Below are 22,274 nucleotides of genomic sequence, written 5' to 3'. Positions count from 1 at the left end.
ATTAGCTTTAATACCGGCCCGAGTCGGCTTAATGACAAAGGTTTAATAACACATGTCCAAATTAAACAAGGAAGAGGTACTGCAGCAATTTAACGATGCGTACCTTAAGAAACATGGCAAAGCCGCTACCATCGAGCAGAAAGGCAGCTGGTTCAAAGTTGATGGTGGCAAGTCACTGCGACTGGGCGACCTGGCTGATATGGTTCAGGAAATGAGCTCCGGCGCGACAGAAGCTGAAGTGGCTGCAGCGGCTGAGAAGCCAGTGACCAAGAAAGCCGCACCGAAAGCAAAAGCCAAAGCGGTAAAAAGTGGCAACGGCGGTTTGTCTCCCAAGCAACTTTGGGCACAAAAGCTGGCTGCAAATAAGGGTAACGCCCTGCCCCGCGGCCAACGCTAAAATAGCGATTTTGGTAAATAAAAAGGCCAGCTTATGCTGGCCTTTTTATTTGGCTGCATCGAGAGAAACCGGTTTCTCCTTGCCGCAGCCATTAAAAAAGGGACCCTGAGGTCCCTTTTTCCTGACACGTAAGCAATGCTTACTTAGCCAGAGCCTCTTTCGCTTTTTCTACCAGGGCAGTAAATACTACCTTGTCGAATACAGCGATATCGGCCAGGATCTTACGATCAATCTCAACAGACGCCTTCTTCAGACCGTTGATGAAACGGCTGTAAGACATGCCGTTCTGACGAGCAGCAGCGTTGATACGGGCGATCCACAGCTGACGGAACTGACGCTTTTTCTGGCGACGGTCACGGTAAGCGTATTGACCAGCCTTGGTAACAGCTTGAACTGCTACGCGATAGACACGACTGCGGGCACCGTAGTAGCCTTTAGCCTGCTTGAGTACTTTCTTGTGACGAGCACGAGCGGTAACACCGCGTTTTACACGAGCCATTTTTTAACTCTCCTTCCCAATTAAGCGTACGGCAGCATGGTTTTGATCTGAGCAACGTCAGACTTAGCAACCATCTGTTTGGAGCGCAAATGACGCTTACGCTTAGTAGACTTCTTGGTCAGGATGTGACGCAGGTGTGACTGCTTGCGCTTGAAACCGCCGGAGGCAGTTTTCTTAAAACGCTTAGCGGCACCCTTATTGGATTTCAGCTTAGGCATTTGAAACTCCGCATTGTTAATAAAAAAATAGAACTGCAAGGCGAACAAAATCAGCCCGGTCAGCGACCGAGCTGATTTAATTACTTGGAAGCCTTACTGTTTCTTCTTTGGTGCGAGGACCATCACCGCTTGACGACCTTCCACTTTAGGGAAAGCCTCGACCACTGCAATCTCTGCCAAATCGTCTTTAATACGGTTCAACAGTTTGATGCCGAGATCCTGGTGGGCCATTTCGCGACCACGGAAACGCAGCGTAACTTTCGCTTTGTCTCCATCTTCCAAGAAGCGAGTCAGGTTGCGTAGTTTTACCTGATAATCGCCATCATCGGTTCCAGGACGGAATTTGACTTCCTTAACCTGAATCCGCTTGGTCTTTTTACGCTGTTCCTTCTGGTTTTTAGCCTGTTCGTAAAGGAACTTACCGTAGTCCATAATCCGGCAAACCGGTGGCTCCGCGTTTGGACTGATCTCTACCAGATCCAAACCGGCTTCTTGTGCAAGTTCCGCGGCCTCACGACCTGAAACGATACCTGCTTGCTCACCATCAACACCAATCAGACGAACTTCACGAGCGCGAATTTCACCATTGATTCGAGTTTGGTCCTTGGCCGGACCTTGCTTCTTTCCGCCTTTTATAGCTTATTCCTCCAGCAATTGCAGACTACGGTCACTGACTTCATCTGTGATGCGGGCAATCAAGTCTTCGACTTTAAACTTACCCAGGTCAGCGCCATCGCGTGTACGCACTGCCACTTCGCCGTTTTCGACTTCTTTGTCACCAACGACCAATAAATAAGGCGTGCGCTTTAAAGTATGTTCGCGAATTTTAAAGCCAATCTTCTCGTTTCTCAAGTCTGCTTTCACTCTAATTCCAGCATTTTTGAGAGCTTCTGCGACTTTTTGAACATATTCTGATTGTTTGTCAGTAATGTTCATCACGACGGCTTGTGTCGGAGCCAGCCAGGTCGGGAATCGACCGGCGTACTCTTCAATCAAAATTCCGATGAAACGTTCCAGAGAGCCCAGAATGGCACGGTGAATCATCACCGGGGTTTTACGGCTGTTATCTTCAGCAACGTAACTGGCACCCAAACGCTCAGGAAGAGCGAAGTCTAACTGAATGGTGCCGCACTGCCAAGCTCTATCCAGACAATCGTGCAAAGTAAATTCGATCTTCGGACCGTAGAACGCCCCTTCGCCCGGCTGCAGTTCGTAGGCGATGTCGTTGGCCTTCAGCGCGTCCATCAGCCCCTGCTCGGCGCGATCCCACATCTCGTCAGTGCCCACCCGCTGTTCCGGACGGGTCGACAGCTTAACGGCGATGCTGGCGAATCCAAAGGTTTCGTAGGTGTCATACACCATACGAATGCAATCGGTCACCTCGGACTGCACCTGCTCTTCGGTACAGAAGATGTGGGCGTCATCCTGAGTGAAACCACGAACCCGCATCAGGCCGTGCAGCGCACCGGACGGTTCGTTACGGTGGCAACAGCCAAATTCCGCCATACGCAGCGGCAGATCACGGTAGGATTTCAGACCCTGGTTGAAGATCTGAACGTGACCGGGACAGTTCATCGGTTTGATGGCGTATTCACGCTTCTCAGACTCGGTGGTGAACATGTTGTCGGCGTACTTGTCCCAGTGGCCTGACTTCTCCCACAGCACCCGATCCATCATCAGCGGGCCTTTCACCTCCTGGTAGGTGAATTCGGACAGCTTGGTACGAACAAACTTCTCCAGCTCCAGGTACACGTTCCAGCCATCGTTGTGCCAGAACACCATACCCGGTGCTTCTTCCTGCCAATGGAACAGATCCAGCGCCTTACCGATTTTACGGTGATCACGCTTGGCGGCTTCTTCCAGACGGTTCAGGTGCGCTTTAAGCTGCTTCTTATCCGCCCAGGCGGTGCCATAGATGCGTTGCAGCATCTTGTTGTCGGAGTTACCGCGCCAGTAGGCACCGGCAACGTTCATCAGCTTAAAGTGGTGACAGTGCTTCATGTTGGGCACGTGAGGGCCACGGCACATGTCGATGTACTCTTCGTGATGGTAGAGTCCTGGCTTGTCATCACGGCTGACGTTTTCATCGAGAATCTCGATTTTATAAGTCTCGCCGCGAGCTTCAAAGGTGTCACGTGCTTCCTGCCAGCTGACTTTCTTCTTGATGACGTCGTAGTTGGTCTTTGCCAGGGTCTGCATCCGCTTCTCAAGCGCATCCAGATCTTCCTGGGTCAGTTTCTGTTCCAGATCGATGTCGTAGTAGAAGCCGTTGTCGATGGTGGGGCCGATGGCCATTTTGGCTTCAGGCCACACCTGCTTAATGGCGTGGCCAAGCAGGTGGGCGCAGGAGTGACGGATGATCTCCAGACCATCTTCATCCTTGGCGGTAATGATGGACAGCTCACTGTCTTGGGTCATTACTTCACAGGCATCGACGCGCTCGCCATTGATGCGACCAGCCACACAGGCTTTCGCCAGGCCAGGACCGATGTCCAGGGCCACATCCATAACAGAAACAGGGTTGTCGAATTGACGTTGACTACCGTCAGGCAGGGTAATTACAGGCATAGGACTCTCCACAGTGGTGATCCACACAAAAGATCACATGTTTGAATAGTAAAATTAGAGCGGCAAATCCGTGGGTTATCTGATGCGTCTGGTATCTACCTTACGGGGTAAACAGAGCAGCGCAGTGCAACCCAGGGCGCCGGCGAAAGCGTAGTATAGGAATCTGATGGTCGGTTTACAAACCCTTTAGCCTGGCAACCCTTTATTTACCAACAGTTTCATAGGCGGTGCCGGTAAATTAGGGGATCGAGGAGGCGATTGTGCGGTAGAGACCAGTGCTATGGCATACACTTGCTAAAGGAGCCACAGACCGGAGCTCGCCATGAGAACCGACGCCTTCTTTAAACGCATTCAATGTCCACACTGCGGGTCTCAGACCTCGGTGTCGGTGGACGCCAGCGGCGGCGATCAGGAGTATTACGAAGATTGCCAGGCCTGCTGTAATGCCATCCACCTGCAGTTGTGGGTCGATGAGCAAAAGCAGTCGTTAAAGCTGTTCGTCGATGGCGACGACGAACAGCTGTATTAGCCGCAATCAGGCCAGGCCGCGCTGGGAAAGCACCCGCTCAACGGTATCGACTATCGCCTGGGTCTGGCTGTCGATCTCGATATTGAGTTCATCGCCGACCCGGCGTTCGCCCAGGGTGGTGACCGCCAGGGTTTCCGGAATCAGATGAATTTCAAAGCCGTCCTCTCTGGTGCTACCAACCGTCAGGCTGCAGCCGTCGATGGCAACAAAGCCTTTATGGAGGATGTACTTCATCCAGGCCGGATCCACGGTCAGAGAAAAGGTGCAGTTGGTGTCGGTTTTATCGATGGCGTCGATGCGAGCCAGGGTGTGAACGTGACCGGACACCACATGGCCTCCGACCTCTTTACCAAATACCAGTGACCGCTCAATATTCACCTTGTCGCCGGCGCCGAGATCCTTAAGGTTGGTAACCCGCAGGGTCTCTTCCATTACATCAAAAAAGACTTTATCATCATCCAGTTCAGTAACGGTCAAACACACACCGTTGTGGGCCACGCTGGCGCCCACCACCAATTCCTTTCTGAAGGCCTCAGGTATCTGTACTGCAAAAGTACGTAGTCTATCCTTCTCAGTAATGGCCGCTACTCGCGCTTTGGTCTGAACAATTCCAGTAAACATATAACTCCAATAATTCAGTCGTACCGGACCGTACAATATGCACAGCCGCCTCTATCAGGTAAAAAACCTCATACGCCTCGCCCTACCCGTTCTCGCCGCTCAACTGGCTCAGACCATGATGGGCTTTATCGATACCGTGATGGCCGGAAGGGTCAGTGCCACCGACATGGCCGCCGTGGCCATCGGCACCAGCATCTGGTTACCGACCATCCTGTTCTTTGCCGGTATCTTAATGGCATTGACCCCTATGGTGGCGCATCTGCATGGCGCCAGGCAAGAAGATAAAATTCGGCCCCTGGTGCACCAGGGGATCTACATGGCACTGCTGTGCGGTGTGGTGGCGATGGGGGTTTTCAGCCAGGCAAACTGGGTTTTAGCACAGATGGATCTGGATCCGCAGCTGTTTGCGCTCAGTCAGGGCTACATTGAGGCAGTTTTGTGGGGTGCCCCGCCCTTTTTGCTGTTCCAGGTGTTGAGAAATTTCAGCGAAGGCCTCTCCTGGACCCTGCCCTCGATGATCATCGGCTTCATAGGCCTGGCGGTGAATATCCCTGCCAACTACATCATGATATACGGTCACCTGGGCTTTCCCGCCATGGGCGGTGCCGGCTGTGGCGTGGCGACGGCCATCGTATTCTGGGCCATGTTCCTGTCGATGGCTGCCTATGTGTTGTGGGCGAAAAAGTTCCGCCACATGAAGATCTTCAGCCATTGGGGCAAGGTAGACAGTGAGACCCAAAAAGGGATTTTCGGCCTGGGGTTACCCATCGCCCTGGCACTGTTCTTCGAGGTGACCCTGTTTGCCATTGTCGCCGTGGCCATCGCGCCCCTGGGGGCCGTCACCGTTGCCGGCCATCAGGTGGCGGCGAACTTCTCCGGGCTGATCTTCATGCTGCCACTGGCACTCGGGATGGCGGTGACCATTCGTGTAGGCTACTACCTGGGACAGGACAAACCGGAAACCGCCGCCATGGTGGCCAAACTCGGCCTGCAGGTCGGTCTGGTGATCGCGGTCATCACCGCCAGCTTCACTGTCCTCGCCCGCGATACCATTGCACAGCTGTACAGCTCGGACCCCCAAGTGCTGCTGCTGGCCGGACAGTTGATGTTCCTGTGCGCCATCTATCAGTTCTCCGATACCGTACAGGTAGTGGCTGCCGCCAGCCTGCGCGGCTACAAAGACACGACGGCCCTGTTATGGATCTCACTGTTTTCCTATTGGGGAGTGGGCTTGTCCACCGGCCTGGTGTTGGGCCTGACCGATTGGCTGGCAGCCCCGATGGGGGCGGCCGGATTCTGGATCGGCTTTATCAGCGGTCTGTCCACAGCGGCGCTGCTGCTGAAGTGGCGACTGGTGGTGATTCAACGGCGGCTGCGGCTGACCACAGAGTTGCCACAATGATGCAAAATCCACCTGCTGAGGACAATGTTTAGTCAAACAGACACTTAACCTGAACATTGGGGTTGTCAATGACGGCGTCAGCCCCTAGTATCTAGCCATCGCTTAGCGAGACGCGTCTGTAACTCAGCTGGTTAGAGTGTCACCTTGACATGGTGGAAGTCGGTGGTTCGAGTCCACTCAGACGCACCAGCGATACAACCGTAGCTCAGTTGGTTAGAGCACTACCTTGACATGGTAGGGGTCGGTGGTTCAAATCCACTCGGTTGTACCACATTCCGAAAGCCCGCACAGAGATGTGCGGGCTTTTTTGTTGGCCTCTATCCGGCGGTGCCGGCGTAAAAAGTAGACTGGCGGAACAGGTGCTCACCGGTGTTCACATCCACCACCACGAAGCGTATCGGTGTCTGTGTCTCCCGGGCGTCTTCCGTCAGTGCTACCGTCAGGACATGGGTCTGGTGCTCCCCCGGTGCCACGGTCATGTAGGCATCACCTTCGATAGCCAGGCTGTAAACCCCCTGGACGATGATGCCGTAGGTTCGCGGCTGCTGAGTCTTGTTGAGCGCCTTAAATTTGAAGGTATTTTCTGCAAAGCCAGCGCTGTTGACCCGGTACAGGGCCTGACGATCACGAATCACGTTCACCTCAAAGCTGGTTCGAGCATTGGACCAGGCCATGATGGCCAGGATTGTCAGCAGCACCCCTACCCCATACCCCAGATAACCGGTGGCCGAGCGCCCGCCCTGTCGCGATGAAGTGAAACGGATCAAGCCTTTCGAATAATTGAAGCGATCCATGGTCTGGTCACAGGCGTCGATGCACAGGCCGCAACTGATACAGGGATACTGGAGTCCGTCGCGGATGTCGATGCCCACCGGACAGACCTGGACGCACAAATCGCAATCCACGCAGTCCCCCAACTGAGACGAGAGATTCTGACCGCGTTTCCGTGGCCCCCTGGATTCCCCCCGGGCGGCATCGTAACCAAGAAGGCGGGTGGTATCATCGAACATTACCGACTGGAACCGGGCATAGGGGCAGATGTGCTGGCACACCTTCTCCCGCAGCCATCCGGCGTTCACATAGGTGCAGAGGGTAAAAAACCACACCCAGGCCTGCACCGTCAGCGAGGCGTGCCCTTGGAAAAATGCCGGATACAGCTTTGCTACGGGAACAAAATAGGACACGAAGGTCAGGCCGGAAGCCAGTGACAACGCCAACCATAAACCATGTTTAAGCCCCTTTTGGACGATCTTGTTGCCACTCCAGGGCTGAGCATCCAAAGCCCGGCTGTGGCTATGGGAGCCCTCGATACGGCGTTCCAGCCAGTTAAACATCAGGGTCCACACCGTTTGCGGGCAGCTGAAACCACACCAGATGCGACCGTACAACTTGGTGACGGTAAACAGCACAAAGGCAGCCAGGATAAACAGCAGAGCCACAATCATCAGGTCCTGGGGGAACAGCGACAGCGAAAACAGATCCAGTCGCTGCTGCCCCAGGTCGAAAAGGATCGCCTGGTGGCCCTGGTAACGCAGCAGAGGCAGCAGCAGGAACAGCCCGACCAGACCGAAATTCAGGCCGCGCCGAATCCGTTGCAGCCTGCCACTCTGTTCCCTGATGTAGATTTTGCCTTCGGAGACGCCACTCCTGAAAACAACCCTTTGATTAGACGCGGATACGGGTTTCACGATAACTCCAGAAAGTGCTGAACCTTTCGAGAGTGTACGGGCCCCACCTGTCATTCATAGATACAATAAAATAAATTATAATAGGGACAGATAAAAGCCTCGAGGCAGCACCATGTCGAAATTCCTGTACCAGCAGTTGGCGGATTCTCTGAGTGACCGCATCCAGTCCGATGTGTGGTTGCCCGGTGATCGGCTGCCGTCGATCCGCCAGCTCAGTGAGCAGCACCGGGTAGCCAAGATCTCCGTGCAAAAGGCGCTGCACGCACTGGAGGCCGCCGGCCTGGTGGAAGCCCGCCCCCGGTCCGGCTATTTTGTCGCCCGGCGCAAGCCGGTCGACACCCCGCCTCAAACCAATTTTGTGCAAAAGCCACCCCAACTGATCCAGGTGCCGGAGATATTTCACGAAATCATGGCCCGCAGTGCGGCATTTGACCTCTGCCCCTGGGCACCGCTTCCCGAGCCCCAACCGAGCTTGGAGCGGCTCAATCGTCACCTGGGACGCGCCATGCGCCAGCAAACTAAACAGAAGGCATTTTATTACACCGGCCCTGAGGGCAACCTGGCATTGAGACAGCAGATCCAGAGCCATTACCGCAGTCGCCAATGCTCCCTGGATGCGAACGACATCTGCATTACCTCCGGGTGCCAGAATAGCCTGTTCCTGGCGTTGATGAGCTGTTGCCAGCCCGGTGATGTGGTGGCGGTGGAGAGCCCGGCATTTTATGGCGTGTTGCAACTGCTTCAGCAGTTAAAGTTAAAAGTAGTTGAAGTGCCGGCCTCGCCAACCCGGGGGCTCAGTGCCGATGCACTGCAACAGGTACTGGAGCAGTGGGACGTACGAGCCTGTGTGGTGACCCCCAACTACGCCACCCCGACCGGCGCCTGCATGCCGGCCTCTGAGAAGCGGCGACTGGTCGAGTTGACCCGCAGTCACGACTTTATCCTGATAGAGGACGACATCTACGGCGACCTGGGCTTTCACTTTCAGCCGGAGCCGCTGAAGCGATATGACCGGGATGGACGAGTCATTCTGTGCAGCTCATTTTCCAAGTCCCTGTCCCGGGATCTGCGCATTGGCTGGATCTGTGGCGGCCGCTACCATGACCGCATCGTCCACCTAAAGCTGATTAATCAACTGGCCAGTGGCCAGGCGCTGCAGGAAGGGCTGGCCAGTTTTATGGCCGAAGGACACTTTAAGCGGCATCTGGTGCATCAACGCCAGCAGTTAAAGCACAATCGTGATCGGCTGCTTCAGGTGTTGAACCAACAGTGGCAGGTGCCGTTTCACTGCACCGTTCCTGAAGGCGGCCTGTCGTTGTGGATTGAGCTGGCGCGCAACCAGGACACCAAGGCCCATTACCAGAGCCTGCTGGCCAATAACATCGTCATCGCCCCCGGCGCCCTGTTCTCCGCCGGTGGCCAGTACGATCACTATCTAAGACTGAGCTTTGCCCATCCGCCTATCGGTCCCCGCTACGATGCTCTGATGCTGCTAGACCGGGCGTTTTCAGCATCAGGCTGAGAAGATGGTTCGACGGACGGTGCGCCGTTGATCGCGATCAATGACACACAATTTATTTTGCCCCCCCCGCCGAAGTGGGCATAAAATAAACAGTGAGAATTCACAGAGGCGGTGTGCCATTCCCCACGGCATCTGCCCATGGACTGACAGGAGGAAAATATGAATCTGTTTCCCCGTGAATCTCTGTTTGACTTCTGGCCACTGATGGAACGCCGGCGCGAACACGGCGACGAAGCATCAGCTTCTCTGGGGATGCCACGCATCGACATCGTTGAAGAGCAGGATCACTATCTGCTCAGTGCCGATCTGCCCGGCGTCAACAAAGAGGACGTGGCCATTACCCTGGCCGACGGCGTGCTGCGCATTGAAGCCCGGCGTCACCAGGAACAGAAGGTGCAAGAGAAGCACTTTATCCGTAAGGAGCGCCATGAAGGGGTCTTCATCCGTAACATCGAGGTAGGCGACCAGCTCAACGTCGATGACATCGATGCTCACTTCGATAACGGCGTACTGACACTGACCCTGCCGAAACTGGAACCAAAAGCTGCGGTACCGGATCGGGTTGAAGTGCACTAGCAATGACCACTACACAAGAGCTGCTCCGGCAGCTCTTTCTTCTGGTATCGATGAATTAAACAGTGATCAGCCAGGGTGACAACAGCCACAATTCGCCTTAAAATTCGAGTCCTTACTCTAAAATCGAATGTCTGTTTGAGGCGCCAATGTTAGTCCGCCGTCCCTGCCGCGGTTTTACCCTGATCGAACTGGTGGCAGTCATCATCGTTGTGGCCATATTGGCCGCCACAGCCCTTCCCCGCTTTACCAGCTTGGCTCCGGAAGCCCACCAGGCGGTGTATCAAGCAGCCTTTTCCGATTTCCGGTCGGCCGTAGGGCTGTATCACAGTGGCTGGCTGGCCAACGGCAGCCAGGGCGCCGTTACCGATCTCGCCAGCTTTGGCGAAGGTAACGTCGACAGCAACGAGCAGGGCTTCCCCGCCGGCATCAACTATAACGGTACCCTGACCGGCACCAACTGCGGCGAATTGTGGACCGGTCTGCTGAACTCGGATCTGACCACCAGAACCGCCACCGACGGCAGTTTTGACGGCAACACCAGCACCCCGATCAAATACTGGTATCGTTCCGATCCGTCCGCCTGCTACTACATCTACGTCGGTGAGAAAAACGACACCGGCGTCGACCTGCCTACGTTGACCTATACGCTGGAAACCGGCCAGACCGAGATCAACATGGCCTCCTACAGCAACGGCAGCTAGAAAGGCCGATTAATTACCCCCACCATTTGCAGGGTCAACTAAGCTGAGTAGGGTTTAGTTGGCCCTTTTGCTTTGGAGGCGGGTATGCGCACCCTGATCGCCCTTGTTTTTTTGCTATTGACCGGCCAGGTTCTGGCGCAGGAAAGTTGTGACTCCTGTCATGCCAAGGTGACGCCGCTTATCGTTGAAGACTGGAAGAACAGCCGCCATTTTGACAACGAAATCGGCTGCGATATGTGCCACGAAGGCGAACACAGCAGTGCCGAGGACGTGGGCAACCTTAGCACCATTACCGCCGAGACCTGTGGCGCCTGTCACGGTGAACGGCTGGAACAGTTTTCCAAAGGCAAGCACGCCCTGTCCTGGGCGTCGGTCAATGCCATGCCCACCACCCATGCGCTTCCCATGGCGCTTAATCAGGGCATGAAAGGCTGCACCGGCTGTCACAAGCTGGGCCTGAAGAGTGACGAGGAGATTGCCGCCCTGAAGCAGGCCGGCAGCCAGTTCGGCCACGCCTCCTGCGATGCCTGCCATACCCGCCACACCTTCTCGGTGAAAGAAGCCCGGGAGCCCCAGGCTTGCCAAACCTGCCATATGGGGTTTGATCATCCGCAGTGGGAGATGTGGTCGTCGTCCAAGCACGGGGTTCGCTATCTGCTGAAACAAAACGGCACCCTGCCGGAGTCTACCCCCGCGCCGACCTGCCAGACTTGTCATATGGTCGATGGCGACCACGAGGTACGCACCGCCTGGGGTTTCCTGGCCGTTCGTCTGCCGTTATCGGATGACCCGCAGTGGAAGGCCGATCAGGTCACCATCTTGCAGGCATTGGGCGTGCTGGACAGCAAGGGCGAGCCGACGCCGCGCCTTGAGGTGATCAAAGCCGCCGATGTGGCCAGGCTAACCAAGGAAGACTTCGACCGTGAGCGCAACAAGATGCTGAAAGTCTGCGGCGACTGCCACTCCGCCAATTTTGCCAAAGCGGAACTGGATAAGGCCGATGCGCTGATTCGGGATCTGGATCATCTGCTGGCCGAGGGGATTCGCGAGATCGCCGCCCTGTATCAGGAAGGGGTACTGACCAAGCCCGAGTCCTACGCCGAGGCGTTCCCGGACCTGCTGACCTTCCATGATGCCCCCACCAGCATCGAACAAACGCTGTTTGAGATGCACCTGAAGCACCGAATGCGCGGCTTCCAAGGGGCCTTCCATGCCAACCCGGATTACGCGCTGTGGTACGGCTGGAGCGAAATGGTCCGGGATCTGCAGGAGATCAAGGAGAAAGCCGAAGAGATGCGCCGCAGCCACAGCCAGGCCAAGGCCCACTAATCGAACCCATGCCCGGTGGCTGCGCCTCAATGCAGTGGCCGGGCCTGTTTAGATCGGCTCATTACTGTATTGGTGCAGTCTAAGGTGGGCCATCTGCGGCGCTGCCACTTCATCGACCCAACGTTGCCAACTGAATGGCCAGATGGCCGGGTCTCCGTCCGGGTCCAGGTACCAGCTTTGACAAACTCCCAACCAGACCGTGTCTTTCATAGCGGTTTTAAGTGTATGGTTAAACGCCTCCATGGCACTGGTGCGGGCGCTGACGGCATCAAAATGGCGTTGCTGCCACTGCTGAATCAACTGCAGCAGGTAATCCATCTGGACTTCACTCATGGCGATGACCGAGAAGTTGCCTATGGGGGTATTGGGCCCCAGCATCAGGAACAGATTCGGAAAGCCGGGAATCAACATCGAACGATACGCCTGGACCTTGTGGCGCCATTGCTGCTCTATGGTCCCCCCCTCCTCGCCGATTACGACCATCGGCCGCATAAACTCAAGTGGAACACCCGCTCAAAGTAGGCCTGAATCTCTTCGCCGCCAGCGAAACGGCGGCGCCAATCCGGGTTAGGTGCAAAGGAGTAGCTGTAAAAATGCGACGGCACATCGCACGCCACCCCGGGGTAGCGGTTTTCACGCCAGGCGCCCCCCAGGCCGGCGCGTTTTTCCAGGATCACCAGGTCGGTGATCCTTGCCTGCCTGAGCTTAATGGCGGTCAGAATCCCGGTCATGCCCGCACCGGCAATCACCACCCGAGGCTGTCGTCGTATGGCATTGCTGTGCGGTAGTTTGGCGCCTAGAGTCATCATTGTCCCCTGTGAGTGGCGCGCGCTCCGAGCATCAGGTGGTTACCAAAACTAACCGCCGGACGCCGATTTTGGAATGGCCGTAGCGGTCGGCCATTGTGATTCTCGGCCAAAGCCACTAGGGTAATGGTCTCAAGGAGGACACATGGACAGTGTTAAAGTGATTCGGAACGCCATCGGCGCCGTTGCTCCCCTGGGGCTGAATGTTGGCCAAATGCTGCGCCGCGTTGGCCTGACGACCAGGGACTTGGAGAATGACGCCAGCCCCATCTCCCGGTGGCAACACGTCGATTTTTACCGTCAACTGGCAGAGCAGAGCAAAGACCCGGGCATCGGCCTGAGGCTGGGGCAAGGGTTTCGTATCGAAAGCTACGGGGTACTGGGTTACGCCATATTGGCCGCTCCGGATTTTCGCGCCGCCCTCGATGTAGTCTGCAAATACGCCAACCTGACCTTTACCCTGTTTGATTTCGATTACCTCATCGATGAGCAAGGGGTCAAACTGCGCCTTGGTGGCCAGCCACTCAGTGAGGCTCGGCTGCATCAGGTGTTCTCCGATCGGGACCTGGCCGCCATCAAGCAGGTGGGTGACTCCCTGTTCGGGCCTGAATTTTCGCCTGTTGCGCTAAAACTCAATCACCGCGGAAGCGATAACATCGACTATCAAGCCCATTTTGGCTGCCCGGTGGAGTTTGGTCACGATTGCAACGAGATCTGGTTCAGCCCGGTATGGCTGGATCGGCCCATGCCGGATCGGGATCAGGCCGCTTTTGCCCATTGCCTGACTCGTTGCGAAGCCCGGAGCCTGGCGCTGACCCACAATGATCTTGCGGCCCGGATCGACGCTCACTTAAAGCGTCAACCGTTTCTGATGCCGACATCGTCGCAGATGGCTGCGCTACTGGGCATCGCCGAGCGCACCATGCGCCGCAGACTGGCGCAGCACAAGCTAAGCTACCGCCAACTGCTGAGCCGGCACCGCATCAGCCAAGCCAGAGAGATGTTAAGACAAGGAGAGCGGGTCGACGACATTGCCGACTGGCTGGGGTACAGCGAAACGGCGAATTTCTCCAACGCCTTTAAGCGCTATACCGGCGAAAGCCCGACCCATTATCGTCAGCGCCATTGTCCGGCCCGGCCCTTGCGATAAACCGATAAGGCACCATAAAAAGTCAGGCAAAAAAAAGCGAGGCATCAAGCCTCGCTTTTTGGGAATCGCTCCGGCTTAAAACACCTCGTTGCCGGTTTTCTCCCCCTTCATGTACGCCTTGATGTTCCCCAGTGTGGTCTCGGCAATCTGATCCAACGCCAGATCGGTAAAGTAGCCCTGGTGGCCGGTAACCAGCACGTTCGGGTAGCTCAGCAGCAGACCAAACACGTCATCGTGAATCACCTGTCCGGACAGATCGCGGAAGAACAGGTCCCCCTCCAACTCGTACACATCCAGGCCCAGATAACCCAGCTTACCGCTTTTCAGTGCCTCAATGGCGTCGGAGGCGTTCACCAATGCGCCCCTAGAGGTGTTGATCAGCATTACGCCAGACTTCATCTTGGCGAAGGCATCGCGATTGATCATATGGTTGCTTTCCGGTGTCAGCGGACAGTGCAGGCTGATGACATCGGATTGCTGATACAGGGTATCCAGATCCACATAGGTGGCCCCCAATTCGGTGACCACATCGTTCGGGTAAGGGTCGTGGCACAGGATCTTACAACCAAAGCCACTCAGGGCACGAATGGTGGCCTGGCCAATTTTACCGGTTCCGATGATGCCGACGGTTTTACTGGACAGGTTGAACCCCAGCAGCCCTTCCAGGTTAAAGTTGTGTTCACGAATTCGAGAGTAAGCCTTGTGCAGCTTCCGGTTAAGGCACAGCAACATGGCTACCGCGTGCTCGGCAACGGATTCCGGTGAATAGCCCGGTACCCGGCTGACCACAAAACCACGGCGCTTGGCTTCATCCAGATCGATGTTGTTAAAGCCGGCGCAGCGCAGGGCGATCATTTTAATGTTGGCTTTGTCCAGTTGCGACAGCACATCAACATCAACCATGTCGTTAACGAAGCAGGAGATCGCATCGTAGCCCTCCACCAACTTGGCGGTGTTAGCCGTTAACTGGGTTTTGTAAAAATCCAGCTCGAAGCCATACTTGCTGTTGGCGGCGTTCATGGAATCCTTGTCGTAGGATTTACTGCTGAACACGGCAATACGGGCTTTGGTCATTTTAGGGTCCTCGCGTGGAATGGAATACGCTTATTATGGCCCATATTGCACCGTCTCAGTGCGCAGGGATTAAGCGGTCAGCCATTTCGGTTTTAATTTTACTTGCCATGCTACCCTGCTCTCATTAGTATTACGACCCGTTCGGTACTGCTTGGTCAGTATTTAACTATACACCTGTAGCTCAGCTGGTTAGAGCACCACCTTGACATGGTGGGGGTCGGTGGTTCGAGTCCACTCAGGTGTACCAATTTCGCGTCTGTAACTCAGCTGGTTAGAGTGTCACCTTGACATGGTGGAAGTCGGTGGTTCGAGTCCACTCAGACGCACCAAATTGCAAAAGCCCGTCCTTCGTGACGGGCTTTTTGCGTTTTTCACGCCGTTTTTCTCATCCAGAGGCCGTTTTCCCCTTCCACCCTGCCTGGCCGATGTCATAGCGATGTCTCATCTCGCAGCCATAATCGGTACCGGGTCATCCCCTCGACTTTGGCTACACTGAATTGACTACAAAAGAACAACGGACTGCCAATGATAAAACGGAACGCTCAGACTCTGTCCCTTTCCGGTACCGACACCGCCAGCAAACGCCGGGAGCTCACCGATTACTTCCGTACCACCTGGGAGTTGTACGAATCCCTGTTTGAGGTGATCAACAACGATGAGGCGTTTTTCCTGAAGCCCGAGCCGCTGAGGCACCCGCTGGTGTTCTACTTCGGCCACACGGCCACCTTTTTTATCAACAAATTGACTCTGGCGAAATGGCTGCCGCAGCGGATTAACCCCAGGTTTGAGTCAATGTTTGCCGTGGGCGTAGATGAGATGTCCTGGGACGATCTGGATGACACTCACTACCAGTGGCCCCGAATAGACGAGGTTCGACAATACCGGGATCAGGTTAAAGAGGCTCTGCTGCATGTCATCGACACCATGCCTTTAACCCTGCCCATTACGCCGGACTCTCCGGCCTGGGTGATCCTGATGGGCATTGAACACGAACGCATCCACCTGGAAACTTCGTCGGTGATCATTCGACAGTTGCCCCTGGAGCACATAAGCCCTCACCCTCAATGGCCCGCCTGCCCCCTAACCGGCATCGCCCCCGACAATGATCTGGTGAGAGTCGAAGGCGGCCCCCTGACTCAGGGGCGGTGCCCAGACCGAGACAGTTATGGCTGGGACAATGAGTATGGTCGCCAACAGGTGCAGTTGGAGTCGTTTCAGGTGTCCCGCTTTCTGGTTTCCAACCAGGAGTTTCTGGAATTCGTCCAGTCCGGTGGTTACCAGCAGCACCGCCACTGGTGCGACGAAGGCCAGGCCTGGCTAAAGTTCACCGGAGCACGCCACCCTAGATTCTGGCAGCCCCGGGACGACCTATGGTTGCAGCGCAATCTGACCGAACTGGTGCCCTTGCCCATGAACTGGCCGGTGGAGGTCAACCAGCTGGAAGCCAAGGCGTTTTGCAACTGGAAGGCGGCCCGGATCAAACAACCTTTGCGCCTGCCCACCGAAGCGGAGTGGCAGAAACTGCGACAAAGAGTTGAGGACAACAACCCCGACTGGGCATCCATACCCGGCAATCTGTTGCTGGATAAATGGGCCTCCTCCTGCCCGGTTGACCAATTCGACCACAACGGCATTTTCGATGTAGTGGGGAATGTCTGGCAGTGGACCGAAACCGCCATCGACGGATTCAGTGGCTTCGAAGTCCATCCGCTCTACGACGATTTTTCAACCCCGACCTTCGACGGCAAACATACTCTGATGAAAGGCGGTTCCTGGATCTCCACCGGCAACGAAGCCCTGGCCGATTCCCGTTACGCGTTTCGTCGTCACTTTTATCAACACGCGGGGTTCCGCTACGTGATCTCTCATCAACCGGTGGCTGACACTCAGTACACCAACACCTACGAAACCGACGCACTCATCGCCCAGTATCTGGAGTTTCATTACGGCCCCAGCTACTTTGAGGTGGCAAACTTTCCAAAGGCCGTGGTCAATCTCATCACCCCTCATATTCGCCAACAATGCCGGGCTCTGGACATCGGCTGCTCTGTGGGCCGGGCCAGCCTGGAGCTGTCCCGTCGGTTCGAACAGGTCGATGGCATCGACTTTTCGGCCCGGTTTATTCAACAGGCCTATGAGTTACTGCAGCGGGGTGAGAAGCGCTACACCGTCACCAGTGAAGGGGATCTGGTGGATTACAAGCAGGTCACCCTGAGTCAACTGGACTTTCCCGAGCCGCCGACCAACGTGCGCTTTGTTCAGGGCGACGCCTGCAATCTCAAACCCCAGTTTGATGGCTATGATCTGGTGCTGGCGTCCAACCTTATTGATCGTCTGGCCAACCCGAGGCTGTTTCTCAATACCATTCCGGCGCGCATCAACGACGACGGTCTGCTGGTGATCGTCAGCCCCTACACTTGGCTGGAGGAGTTTACTCCCAGGGAACACTGGTTGGGCGGGCTGAAGGTGAATGGCGAAACCTACACCACCGATCAGGCATTGCAGGAGATCCTCGGCAGCCAGTTTGAACTGGTGCAGCAACACCAGGTGCCGTTCGTCATTCGGGAGACCGCCAGAAAATTTCAGCATACCCTGGCTCAAATGAGTATCTGGAGAAAAATTAACAACTAACTGGAGAGTTTGTCGGCAGTCGCCCGAGCGGGCATTGCACCCTGACAAAGGTTAGGGTGTAATTCCTCCCCCTGTTCACGACTGCCTGGCTGCCATGCACCCTCTCAAACGTACGCTTTTCGGACGCCTGCTGTCGCTGTCCTCTCTGGAGATCCTCGCCGATGTGAACGGACTGACTCTGATTCGGGGCAAAGCGGTACAACAGCTGGAGTGGCATCGAGTGTCCGCCCCGTTGCAGCTCGACAGTGGCTTGCTGTTTACCAGCATCAGCATTGCTGCTGACAGCGTCGAACAGCGCCATTTTTGGCTATCCAAGCCTCAATCCGGTGCCTGGCTTACTGCGGCCAATGCCCTGTGGTTGTCCGCCCGGGCACCGCTGTTAACGCAACAGGCCGCTACCCTGACCGCATCACTTCGACTGGGCTACATGCCCTCCTCCCGCTGGCAACAGTTGACCAAAGACGCCGCACAGATGCGGGCCATGTGGCCAGACTCCCTTAGCTGTGGTGATCTTCCGCAGCGGTACCACAGCGATTTTAACATTATCCAGCAGTTGTCAGAGGCCAACCCGGCGACATTGCGGGCACTTCGCCAGCACAGCGTCGAGACCGAATGTCAGCGCTACCGAGCATTGTTTGATTCCATCGAATCCAACCCCCTGACTGAAAAACAGCGCATCGCCTGCGTCACCAACAATGATCATAACCTGGTGATCGCCGGCGCCGGCAGCGGCAAAACCTCTACCCTGATTGGCCGGGTTGCCTACCTGCTGAAAAGCGGCCAGGCCCAAGCCGACGAGGTACTGGTTCTGGCCTACGGTAAACAGGCGGCCGATGAGCTGTCCCAACGCCTTCGACAGCGTCTTGGCCAACAGGCTTTGGCAGTCACCTGCACCACCTTCCATGCGTTGGGGTTGGCCATCATCCGTCAGACTTGCGATAGCCCGCCCCGGTCGTCGGCCCTGGCCGGTGACGACAAGCTAAGGCAAACCTTTGTCTCCGATCAGATAAGCAACCGATTGAAACAGGTTGAATTTAAGCGCGCTGTGGTGAAAGTCCTGGAGTCCGACCCCAGTCTGCACCCAACTGCCAAGGTGCTGCCTTTGTATCGCCAACTCAAGTCCCGCGGGTTGGATCTCAACGCCCGCTTTCTTTTCTGGCAACAACAAGGGGCGGTAAAACGGTTGCTGGGCCTGTTGACCGACCTGCTGCTGGAGTTTAAGAGCCACCGTGCCCGGCTGGGCTCGGTGCAACAGCGGGAACTCAGCCTGCTGACCCCGCTGCTGATCCCGCTGCTGGAGGCCTATAACCGTCAGCTGCGGCTCAACAATGAGATCGATTACATCGACATGATTGATCACGCCCAGCGTGCGGTACGAAGCGGACGCTTCCCCTGTCGATGGCGCCATCTGTTGGTGGATGAGTTTCAGGATATCTCCCGGCCACGGGCGATGTTACTGCGCAGCCTCAGCCGCGACGCCCGCAGCCTGTTTGCCGTCGGCGATGACTGGCAGTCCATCTACCGTTTCAGCGGCAGTGACGTCAGCCTGATGACCGGCTTCAGCGACTTTTTCGGCCCCACATCCACCACCTTACTGGACAAGACATTTCGCTTTGACGATCAGCTCAATCGACTGGCCTCCGCCTTTATCAGTAAAAATCCGGCCCAGTTGCCAAAAACCATGACCACCCACAAGCTCTCGGCCACGCCGTCACTGACCCTGGTCACGGATCGTCAGCCGCTGACGGAGCTGGTTGCGGCCATCGCCTCGCGGGCCAAGCCGGGTCAGACGGTCTACTTCCTGGCGCGATTCAAATTTCAGCTGCCCGATGCCCAAACCCTCGACGCCCTGGCGAAGCAGTTTCCACAGCTGTCGTTCAGCAGCGACAGTGTCCATGCCAGCAAGGGCAAGCAAGCCGGGATTGTGGTGCTACTGATTCCGGCCGGCGAGCGGCATGGCTTTCCGCCGGAACGGCGCAGCCATCCGGCCAAAGAGGCGATGCTATCTGAAGCGGAATCCTACCCTCATGCCGAAGAGCGCCGACTGTTCTACGTCGCCCTGACCCGGGCCTGCGATCACCTGTATCTGGTCACCGATCCGGACAACCCGGGCCCCTTTGTGTCTGAACTCCGGGCGTTGCAGGAAGATGCGCCGAAAACCCCGCCCAATTGACCAAAAATTAGACATCTCTCCTGGGCGTTGATAGGGTCATGATAAGCCTCTCTCAATCGGATTGCTGCCCATGGAACGGTTTGACGACAGCCTGACAATCGAACAACTCAGTGAACTGCACCTGCTGATTCGATGGGCGCAACCGGTGGCTGCGGCCCACCTACGCCGCTGTCAATTGGGGCTCATCACCCTGGCCGATGCACTGCGGGCGTTTCCGTGGGTCGCCGAGGCGGTTCCCGGCGATCTGACCCTGGCCATCGAGTGTACCGTCCCCGGTTGTCTCCACCGTCTGCAACGCTGTCTGGCCGTCGGTTTGCCCCCCTCTTCGGCGCACGCGCCACGGCAACACACCATCGCGGTCCGCTATGGTGGCGAATTTGGCCCGGATCTGGGCTGGGTGGCCAAGCAGTGTGGCTGTGACGAACAAACGGTAATTCGCCGCCACACCCAGGGTAAGTACTGGGCGGCGTTTGTGGGCTTTCAGCCTGGCTTTGCCTACCTGGAAGGGCTGCCTCCTGAATTGCATCTGCCCAGACGCGCCACCCCGAGGCTGCGGGTGGAACCTGGCAGTGTCGCCCTGGCCAGCCATTACGGCGCCATCTACCCGGCGGCGTCACCGGGAGGCTGGCACATCATCGGTCACACCGATCTGGCGCTGTTCTCACCGTCACGGACGCCACCGGCACTGATTCAACCGGGTGACGAGGTACAGTTCGTCGAGGAAAGCCGTCATGATTAACATCATCAAAGCCGGGCCGCTGATCACCATTCAAGATGGCGGCCGCCACGGCCTGCGGCACCTGGGAGTCACCACGGCCGGCGCCATGGATACCACCGCCTTCGAAGCGGCCAATGCGGTGGCCGGAAACCGGCAGTCGCTGGCTGCATTGGAGATACCGCCGGTTTCTCTGGAGTTGACGACGGACACCCAGGTGGATCTCGCCTACAGTGGCCCGGCCCACGTCATCCACTGTGACAGCCAGGGCCAGTCACAGCCATGGTATCCGAACTGGCGCCACTCACTCAGGCCCGGACAACGGCTCAAGCTATCGCCCACCGGCCAGGGAATGTACGGCTACCTTGCCGTGGCCGGCGGGGTTGAGATTGCCCCCCAACTTGGCAGCGCCGCCACCGATCTGCAGGCCGGCATCGGCGGCATCCACGGGCTGGCGCTGCAGGCCGGCGATCAACTGCCGGTCGGATCCCCACCGACGCACCCACCGCGCCATCGAGGCGTTCGGGTTCCCGACTATGGGACAGCGCTGAGATTTATTGCCGCCACCGCGTTTCGGGGTGAGGTGCCGGCCCATTTCGATTGCCAACTTTCCTCCGATGTCAGTCGCATGGGTGTACGTCTGCGGTGCCCTGACGGCCTGCCCCAGGGCCACAGCAGTTCCTCGGTAGGGGTTTTTGCCGGTGCCATTCAACTGCCACCGGATGGTACGGCCATCATATTGACCGCCGACTGTCAGACTACCGGTGGCTACCCGCTGCTTGGATACCTGGCCCGGGCGGATCTGCCCAAGCTGGTGCAACTGGTTCCCGGCCAACGCTGCCGTCTTTACGCCGTCACTCCGGCACAGGCGGCCACCGCGCTGAAGGAGCACCAATACTGGCGCTATCAGATAGAAAGGGGGTTGTATGCGTCTTGATATCAATGTCGACATTGGCGAAGGCTTTCCTTTCGACGAATCCCTACTGCCCTGGGTCAGCTCTGCCAGCATTGCCTGCGGCGGCCACGCCGGAAACCGGGACAGCATGGAGGAAACGGTGCGACTGTGTGTCAAACACCGCATCCGCATCGGCGCTCACCCGGCCTTTCCCGATCGGGCCCATTTCGGGCGCCAGCCCATGGCCATCGACGCCACAAAACTTCAGCGCAGCTTGTCGCAACAGATCGACCAACTGGAGCAGATCTGTCGCGGTTACCAGGTGGCATTGCATTACGTTAAACCCCATGGTGCCCTGTACAACCTGGCAGCTTTTGATGATGAGCTCGCAGGTGTGCTGTGCCGGGCCATCATCGACGGCAACCGTCCGCTGACCCTGATGGGATTATCCGGAAGCCGGTTGCTGACCGAGGCCAGGCGCTTTGGCTTGCCGACTCTGGCAGAGGCCTTTATTGACCGTCGTTACCTGGATGACGGTACTCTGGTAAGCCGCCGCCAGGACAACGCCATCCTGTCTGACCCCGATGAGATCATCGCCCAGCTTGAGCAGTTGGCGCTGCGCGGACAGGTCCAGTCCCAGTCCGGCCGGCTGATCCCGATCCAGGTGGACAGCCTGTGCCTGCACGGCGACGATCCGGATGCGTTGAATCACGCCATGCTGGCTCACAATCATCTGAGGGGGTTGGGGTTTTCAATAGCTTGTGATTGATCTTTAGCATG

Annotated in this window: 22 protein-coding genes and 4 tRNA genes; 17 read left to right on the top strand and 9 right to left on the bottom strand. The window is 56.7% G+C overall.

Annotation, left to right across the window (positions count from 1 at the left end):
- Positions 1-52: 52 nt before the first annotated feature.
- Positions 53-397 carry a hypothetical protein gene (locus BLT77_RS09580; RefSeq protein WP_090365047.1) on the top strand — a complete coding sequence of 115 codons (345 nt, stop codon included), beginning with the start codon at positions 53-55 and terminating at the stop codon, positions 395-397.
- A gap of 139 nt (positions 398-536) precedes the next feature.
- Here the strand turns inward: BLT77_RS09580 and rplT are convergent, their stop codons facing one another.
- The 4 genes from rplT to thrS form a co-directional block, all read right to left on the bottom strand.
- Positions 537-896, bottom strand: a complete 360-nt coding sequence (gene rplT, locus BLT77_RS09575) for a 50S ribosomal protein L20 (RefSeq protein WP_028108504.1) — start codon at positions 894-896, stop codon at positions 537-539.
- A gap of 20 nt (positions 897-916) precedes the next feature.
- Positions 917-1,114 (bottom strand): 50S ribosomal protein L35, encoded by a 198-nt coding sequence (gene rpmI / locus BLT77_RS09570; RefSeq protein WP_028112920.1) that lies wholly within the window; start codon positions 1,112-1,114, stop codon positions 917-919.
- Between the two features lie 93 nt (positions 1,115-1,207).
- On the bottom strand, positions 1,208-1,750 hold the full coding sequence (gene infC / locus BLT77_RS09565; RefSeq protein WP_084144414.1) for a translation initiation factor IF-3: 543 nt from the start codon (positions 1,748-1,750) through the stop codon (positions 1,208-1,210).
- A gap of 3 nt (positions 1,751-1,753) precedes the next feature.
- Positions 1,754-3,682: a threonine--tRNA ligase gene (gene thrS, locus BLT77_RS09560; RefSeq protein ID WP_090365046.1), complete on the bottom strand. Its 1,929-nt coding sequence runs from the start codon at positions 3,680-3,682 to the stop codon at positions 1,754-1,756.
- A gap of 322 nt (positions 3,683-4,004) precedes the next feature.
- On the opposite strand from thrS, the gene BLT77_RS09555 reads away from it, so the two are divergent.
- Positions 4,005-4,211, top strand: a complete 207-nt coding sequence (locus BLT77_RS09555) for a CPXCG motif-containing cysteine-rich protein (protein ID WP_090365045.1) — start codon at positions 4,005-4,007, stop codon at positions 4,209-4,211.
- Positions 4,212-4,217: 6 nt separating this feature from the next.
- Here the strand turns inward: BLT77_RS09555 and BLT77_RS09550 are convergent, their stop codons facing one another.
- Complete coding sequence (locus tag BLT77_RS09550) at positions 4,218-4,832, bottom strand: riboflavin synthase subunit alpha (protein WP_090365044.1); 615 nt, start codon at positions 4,830-4,832, stop codon at positions 4,218-4,220.
- A gap of 37 nt (positions 4,833-4,869) precedes the next feature.
- On the opposite strand from BLT77_RS09550, the gene BLT77_RS09545 reads away from it, so the two are divergent.
- From BLT77_RS09545 to BLT77_RS09535, 3 genes are all read left to right on the top strand, one after another.
- Positions 4,870-6,234 carry an MATE family efflux transporter gene (locus BLT77_RS09545; RefSeq protein WP_090365043.1) on the top strand — a complete coding sequence of 455 codons (1,365 nt, stop codon included), beginning with the start codon at positions 4,870-4,872 and terminating at the stop codon, positions 6,232-6,234.
- Positions 6,235-6,346: 112 nt separating this feature from the next.
- Positions 6,347-6,423 (top strand) — tRNA-Val (locus BLT77_RS09540).
- A gap of 5 nt (positions 6,424-6,428) precedes the next feature.
- Positions 6,429-6,505 (top strand) — tRNA-Val (locus BLT77_RS09535).
- Between the two features lie 46 nt (positions 6,506-6,551).
- On the opposite strand, the gene ccoG is transcribed toward BLT77_RS09535, so the two are convergent.
- Complete coding sequence (ccoG, locus tag BLT77_RS09530) at positions 6,552-7,922, bottom strand: cytochrome c oxidase accessory protein CcoG (RefSeq protein ID WP_245709913.1); 1,371 nt, start codon at positions 7,920-7,922, stop codon at positions 6,552-6,554.
- 112 nt (positions 7,923-8,034) lie between these two features.
- Between ccoG and BLT77_RS09525 the strand changes: the two genes are divergently transcribed.
- The 4 genes from BLT77_RS09525 (at position 8,035) to BLT77_RS09510 (ending at position 12,050) form a co-directional block, all read left to right on the top strand.
- On the top strand, positions 8,035-9,444 hold the full coding sequence (locus BLT77_RS09525) for an aminotransferase-like domain-containing protein (protein WP_090365041.1): 1,410 nt from the start codon (positions 8,035-8,037) through the stop codon (positions 9,442-9,444).
- A 159-nt stretch (positions 9,445-9,603) separates the two neighbouring features.
- Entirely contained in the window at positions 9,604-10,020 is a 417-nt protein-coding gene (locus BLT77_RS09520; protein WP_090365040.1) for an Hsp20/alpha crystallin family protein, read from the top strand.
- 146 nt (positions 10,021-10,166) lie between these two features.
- Positions 10,167-10,721 (top strand): type II secretion system protein, encoded by a 555-nt coding sequence (locus BLT77_RS20600; protein WP_090365039.1) that lies wholly within the window; start codon positions 10,167-10,169, stop codon positions 10,719-10,721.
- Positions 10,722-10,805: 84 nt separating this feature from the next.
- Positions 10,806-12,050 carry a multiheme c-type cytochrome gene (locus BLT77_RS09510; RefSeq protein WP_090365038.1) on the top strand — a complete coding sequence of 415 codons (1,245 nt, stop codon included), beginning with the start codon at positions 10,806-10,808 and terminating at the stop codon, positions 12,048-12,050.
- Positions 12,051-12,098: 48 nt separating this feature from the next.
- On the opposite strand, the gene BLT77_RS20480 is transcribed toward BLT77_RS09510, so the two are convergent.
- Both BLT77_RS20480 and BLT77_RS20475 read right to left on the bottom strand, forming a co-directional pair.
- Positions 12,099-12,533, bottom strand: coding sequence for an NAD(P)/FAD-dependent oxidoreductase (locus BLT77_RS20480; RefSeq protein ID WP_245709912.1), 435 nt, complete (start codon positions 12,531-12,533; stop codon positions 12,099-12,101).
- Positions 12,524-12,859, bottom strand: a complete 336-nt coding sequence (locus tag BLT77_RS20475; protein WP_245709911.1) for an NAD(P)-binding protein — start codon at positions 12,857-12,859, stop codon at positions 12,524-12,526. Before BLT77_RS20475 ends, BLT77_RS20480 begins: the two co-directional genes overlap by 10 nt.
- Before the next feature lie 142 nt (positions 12,860-13,001).
- On the opposite strand from BLT77_RS20475, the gene BLT77_RS09500 reads away from it, so the two are divergent.
- The gene (locus BLT77_RS09500) at positions 13,002-14,006 is read left to right on the top strand and encodes an AraC family transcriptional regulator (RefSeq protein WP_090365037.1); all 1,005 of its coding nucleotides are present in this window, start codon (positions 13,002-13,004) and stop codon (positions 14,004-14,006) included.
- Between the two features lie 75 nt (positions 14,007-14,081).
- Here BLT77_RS09500 and BLT77_RS09495 read toward each other — a convergent pair whose 3' ends face one another.
- Complete coding sequence (locus BLT77_RS09495) at positions 14,082-15,080, bottom strand: 2-hydroxyacid dehydrogenase (RefSeq protein WP_090365036.1); 999 nt, start codon at positions 15,078-15,080, stop codon at positions 14,082-14,084.
- A gap of 170 nt (positions 15,081-15,250) precedes the next feature.
- Between BLT77_RS09495 and BLT77_RS09490 the strand changes: the two genes are divergently transcribed.
- From BLT77_RS09490 to pxpA, 7 genes are all read left to right on the top strand, one after another.
- A tRNA-Val gene (locus tag BLT77_RS09490) sits at positions 15,251-15,327 on the top strand.
- A gap of 5 nt (positions 15,328-15,332) precedes the next feature.
- A tRNA-Val gene (locus BLT77_RS09485) sits at positions 15,333-15,409 on the top strand.
- 196 nt (positions 15,410-15,605) lie between these two features.
- On the top strand, positions 15,606-17,711 hold the full coding sequence (ovoA, locus tag BLT77_RS09480) for a 5-histidylcysteine sulfoxide synthase (RefSeq protein ID WP_090365035.1): 2,106 nt from the start codon (positions 15,606-15,608) through the stop codon (positions 17,709-17,711).
- 94 nt (positions 17,712-17,805) lie between these two features.
- Complete coding sequence (locus tag BLT77_RS09475; protein WP_090365034.1) at positions 17,806-19,884, top strand: UvrD-helicase domain-containing protein; 2,079 nt, start codon at positions 17,806-17,808, stop codon at positions 19,882-19,884.
- 70 nt (positions 19,885-19,954) lie between these two features.
- A complete protein-coding gene (gene pxpB / locus BLT77_RS09470) occupies positions 19,955-20,623 on the top strand; it encodes a 5-oxoprolinase subunit PxpB (protein WP_090365033.1) in 669 nt (222 codons plus the stop codon).
- Complete coding sequence (locus BLT77_RS09465; RefSeq protein WP_090365032.1) at positions 20,616-21,536, top strand: 5-oxoprolinase subunit C family protein; 921 nt, start codon at positions 20,616-20,618, stop codon at positions 21,534-21,536. The genes pxpB and BLT77_RS09465 overlap by 8 nt, the downstream gene beginning before the upstream one ends.
- The gene (pxpA, locus tag BLT77_RS09460) at positions 21,526-22,263 is read left to right on the top strand and encodes a 5-oxoprolinase subunit PxpA (protein WP_090365031.1); all 738 of its coding nucleotides are present in this window, start codon (positions 21,526-21,528) and stop codon (positions 22,261-22,263) included. Before BLT77_RS09465 ends, pxpA begins: the two co-directional genes overlap by 11 nt.
- The last annotated feature ends 11 nt before the right edge of the window (positions 22,264-22,274 follow it).

Origin of the sequence: Ferrimonas sediminum, assembly GCF_900100175.1 — a bacterium.
Lineage (GTDB): Bacteria > Pseudomonadota > Gammaproteobacteria > Enterobacterales > Shewanellaceae > Ferrimonas > Ferrimonas sediminum.
The sequence above is the reverse complement of the archived record's forward strand: the minus strand, read 5'-3'. Positions and strand labels throughout refer to the sequence as shown.

Coding starts and splice junctions, on each gene's coding strand:
- pxpB (WP_090365033.1), top strand. CDS start 19,955: ATGGAACGGTTTGACGACAGCCTGACAATCGAACAACTCAGTGAACTG.
- pxpA (WP_090365031.1), top strand. CDS start 21,526: ATGCGTCTTGATATCAATGTCGACATTGGCGAAGGCTTTCCTTTCGAC.
- BLT77_RS09580 (WP_090365047.1), top strand. CDS start 53: ATGTCCAAATTAAACAAGGAAGAGGTACTGCAGCAATTTAACGATGCG.
- BLT77_RS09545 (WP_090365043.1), top strand. CDS start 4,870: ATGCACAGCCGCCTCTATCAGGTAAAAAACCTCATACGCCTCGCCCTA.
- BLT77_RS09520 (WP_090365040.1), top strand. CDS start 9,604: ATGAATCTGTTTCCCCGTGAATCTCTGTTTGACTTCTGGCCACTGATG.
- BLT77_RS20475 (WP_245709911.1), bottom strand. CDS start 12,859: ATGATGACTCTAGGCGCCAAACTACCGCACAGCAATGCCATACGACGA.
- BLT77_RS09465 (WP_090365032.1), top strand. CDS start 20,616: ATGATTAACATCATCAAAGCCGGGCCGCTGATCACCATTCAAGATGGC.
- BLT77_RS20600 (WP_090365039.1), top strand. CDS start 10,167: ATGTTAGTCCGCCGTCCCTGCCGCGGTTTTACCCTGATCGAACTGGTG.
- thrS (WP_090365046.1), bottom strand. CDS start 3,682: ATGCCTGTAATTACCCTGCCTGACGGTAGTCAACGTCAATTCGACAAC.
- BLT77_RS09510 (WP_090365038.1), top strand. CDS start 10,806: ATGCGCACCCTGATCGCCCTTGTTTTTTTGCTATTGACCGGCCAGGTT.
- rpmI (WP_028112920.1), bottom strand. CDS start 1,114: ATGCCTAAGCTGAAATCCAATAAGGGTGCCGCTAAGCGTTTTAAGAAA.
- BLT77_RS09555 (WP_090365045.1), top strand. CDS start 4,005: ATGAGAACCGACGCCTTCTTTAAACGCATTCAATGTCCACACTGCGGG.
- BLT77_RS09500 (WP_090365037.1), top strand. CDS start 13,002: ATGGACAGTGTTAAAGTGATTCGGAACGCCATCGGCGCCGTTGCTCCC.
- rplT (WP_028108504.1), bottom strand. CDS start 896: ATGGCTCGTGTAAAACGCGGTGTTACCGCTCGTGCTCGTCACAAGAAA.
- BLT77_RS09525 (WP_090365041.1), top strand. CDS start 8,035: ATGTCGAAATTCCTGTACCAGCAGTTGGCGGATTCTCTGAGTGACCGC.
- BLT77_RS20480 (WP_245709912.1), bottom strand. CDS start 12,533: ATGGTCGTAATCGGCGAGGAGGGGGGGACCATAGAGCAGCAATGGCGC.
- ovoA (WP_090365035.1), top strand. CDS start 15,606: ATGATAAAACGGAACGCTCAGACTCTGTCCCTTTCCGGTACCGACACC.
- BLT77_RS09475 (WP_090365034.1), top strand. CDS start 17,806: ATGCACCCTCTCAAACGTACGCTTTTCGGACGCCTGCTGTCGCTGTCC.
- BLT77_RS09550 (WP_090365044.1), bottom strand. CDS start 4,832: ATGTTTACTGGAATTGTTCAGACCAAAGCGCGAGTAGCGGCCATTACT.
- BLT77_RS09495 (WP_090365036.1), bottom strand. CDS start 15,080: ATGACCAAAGCCCGTATTGCCGTGTTCAGCAGTAAATCCTACGACAAG.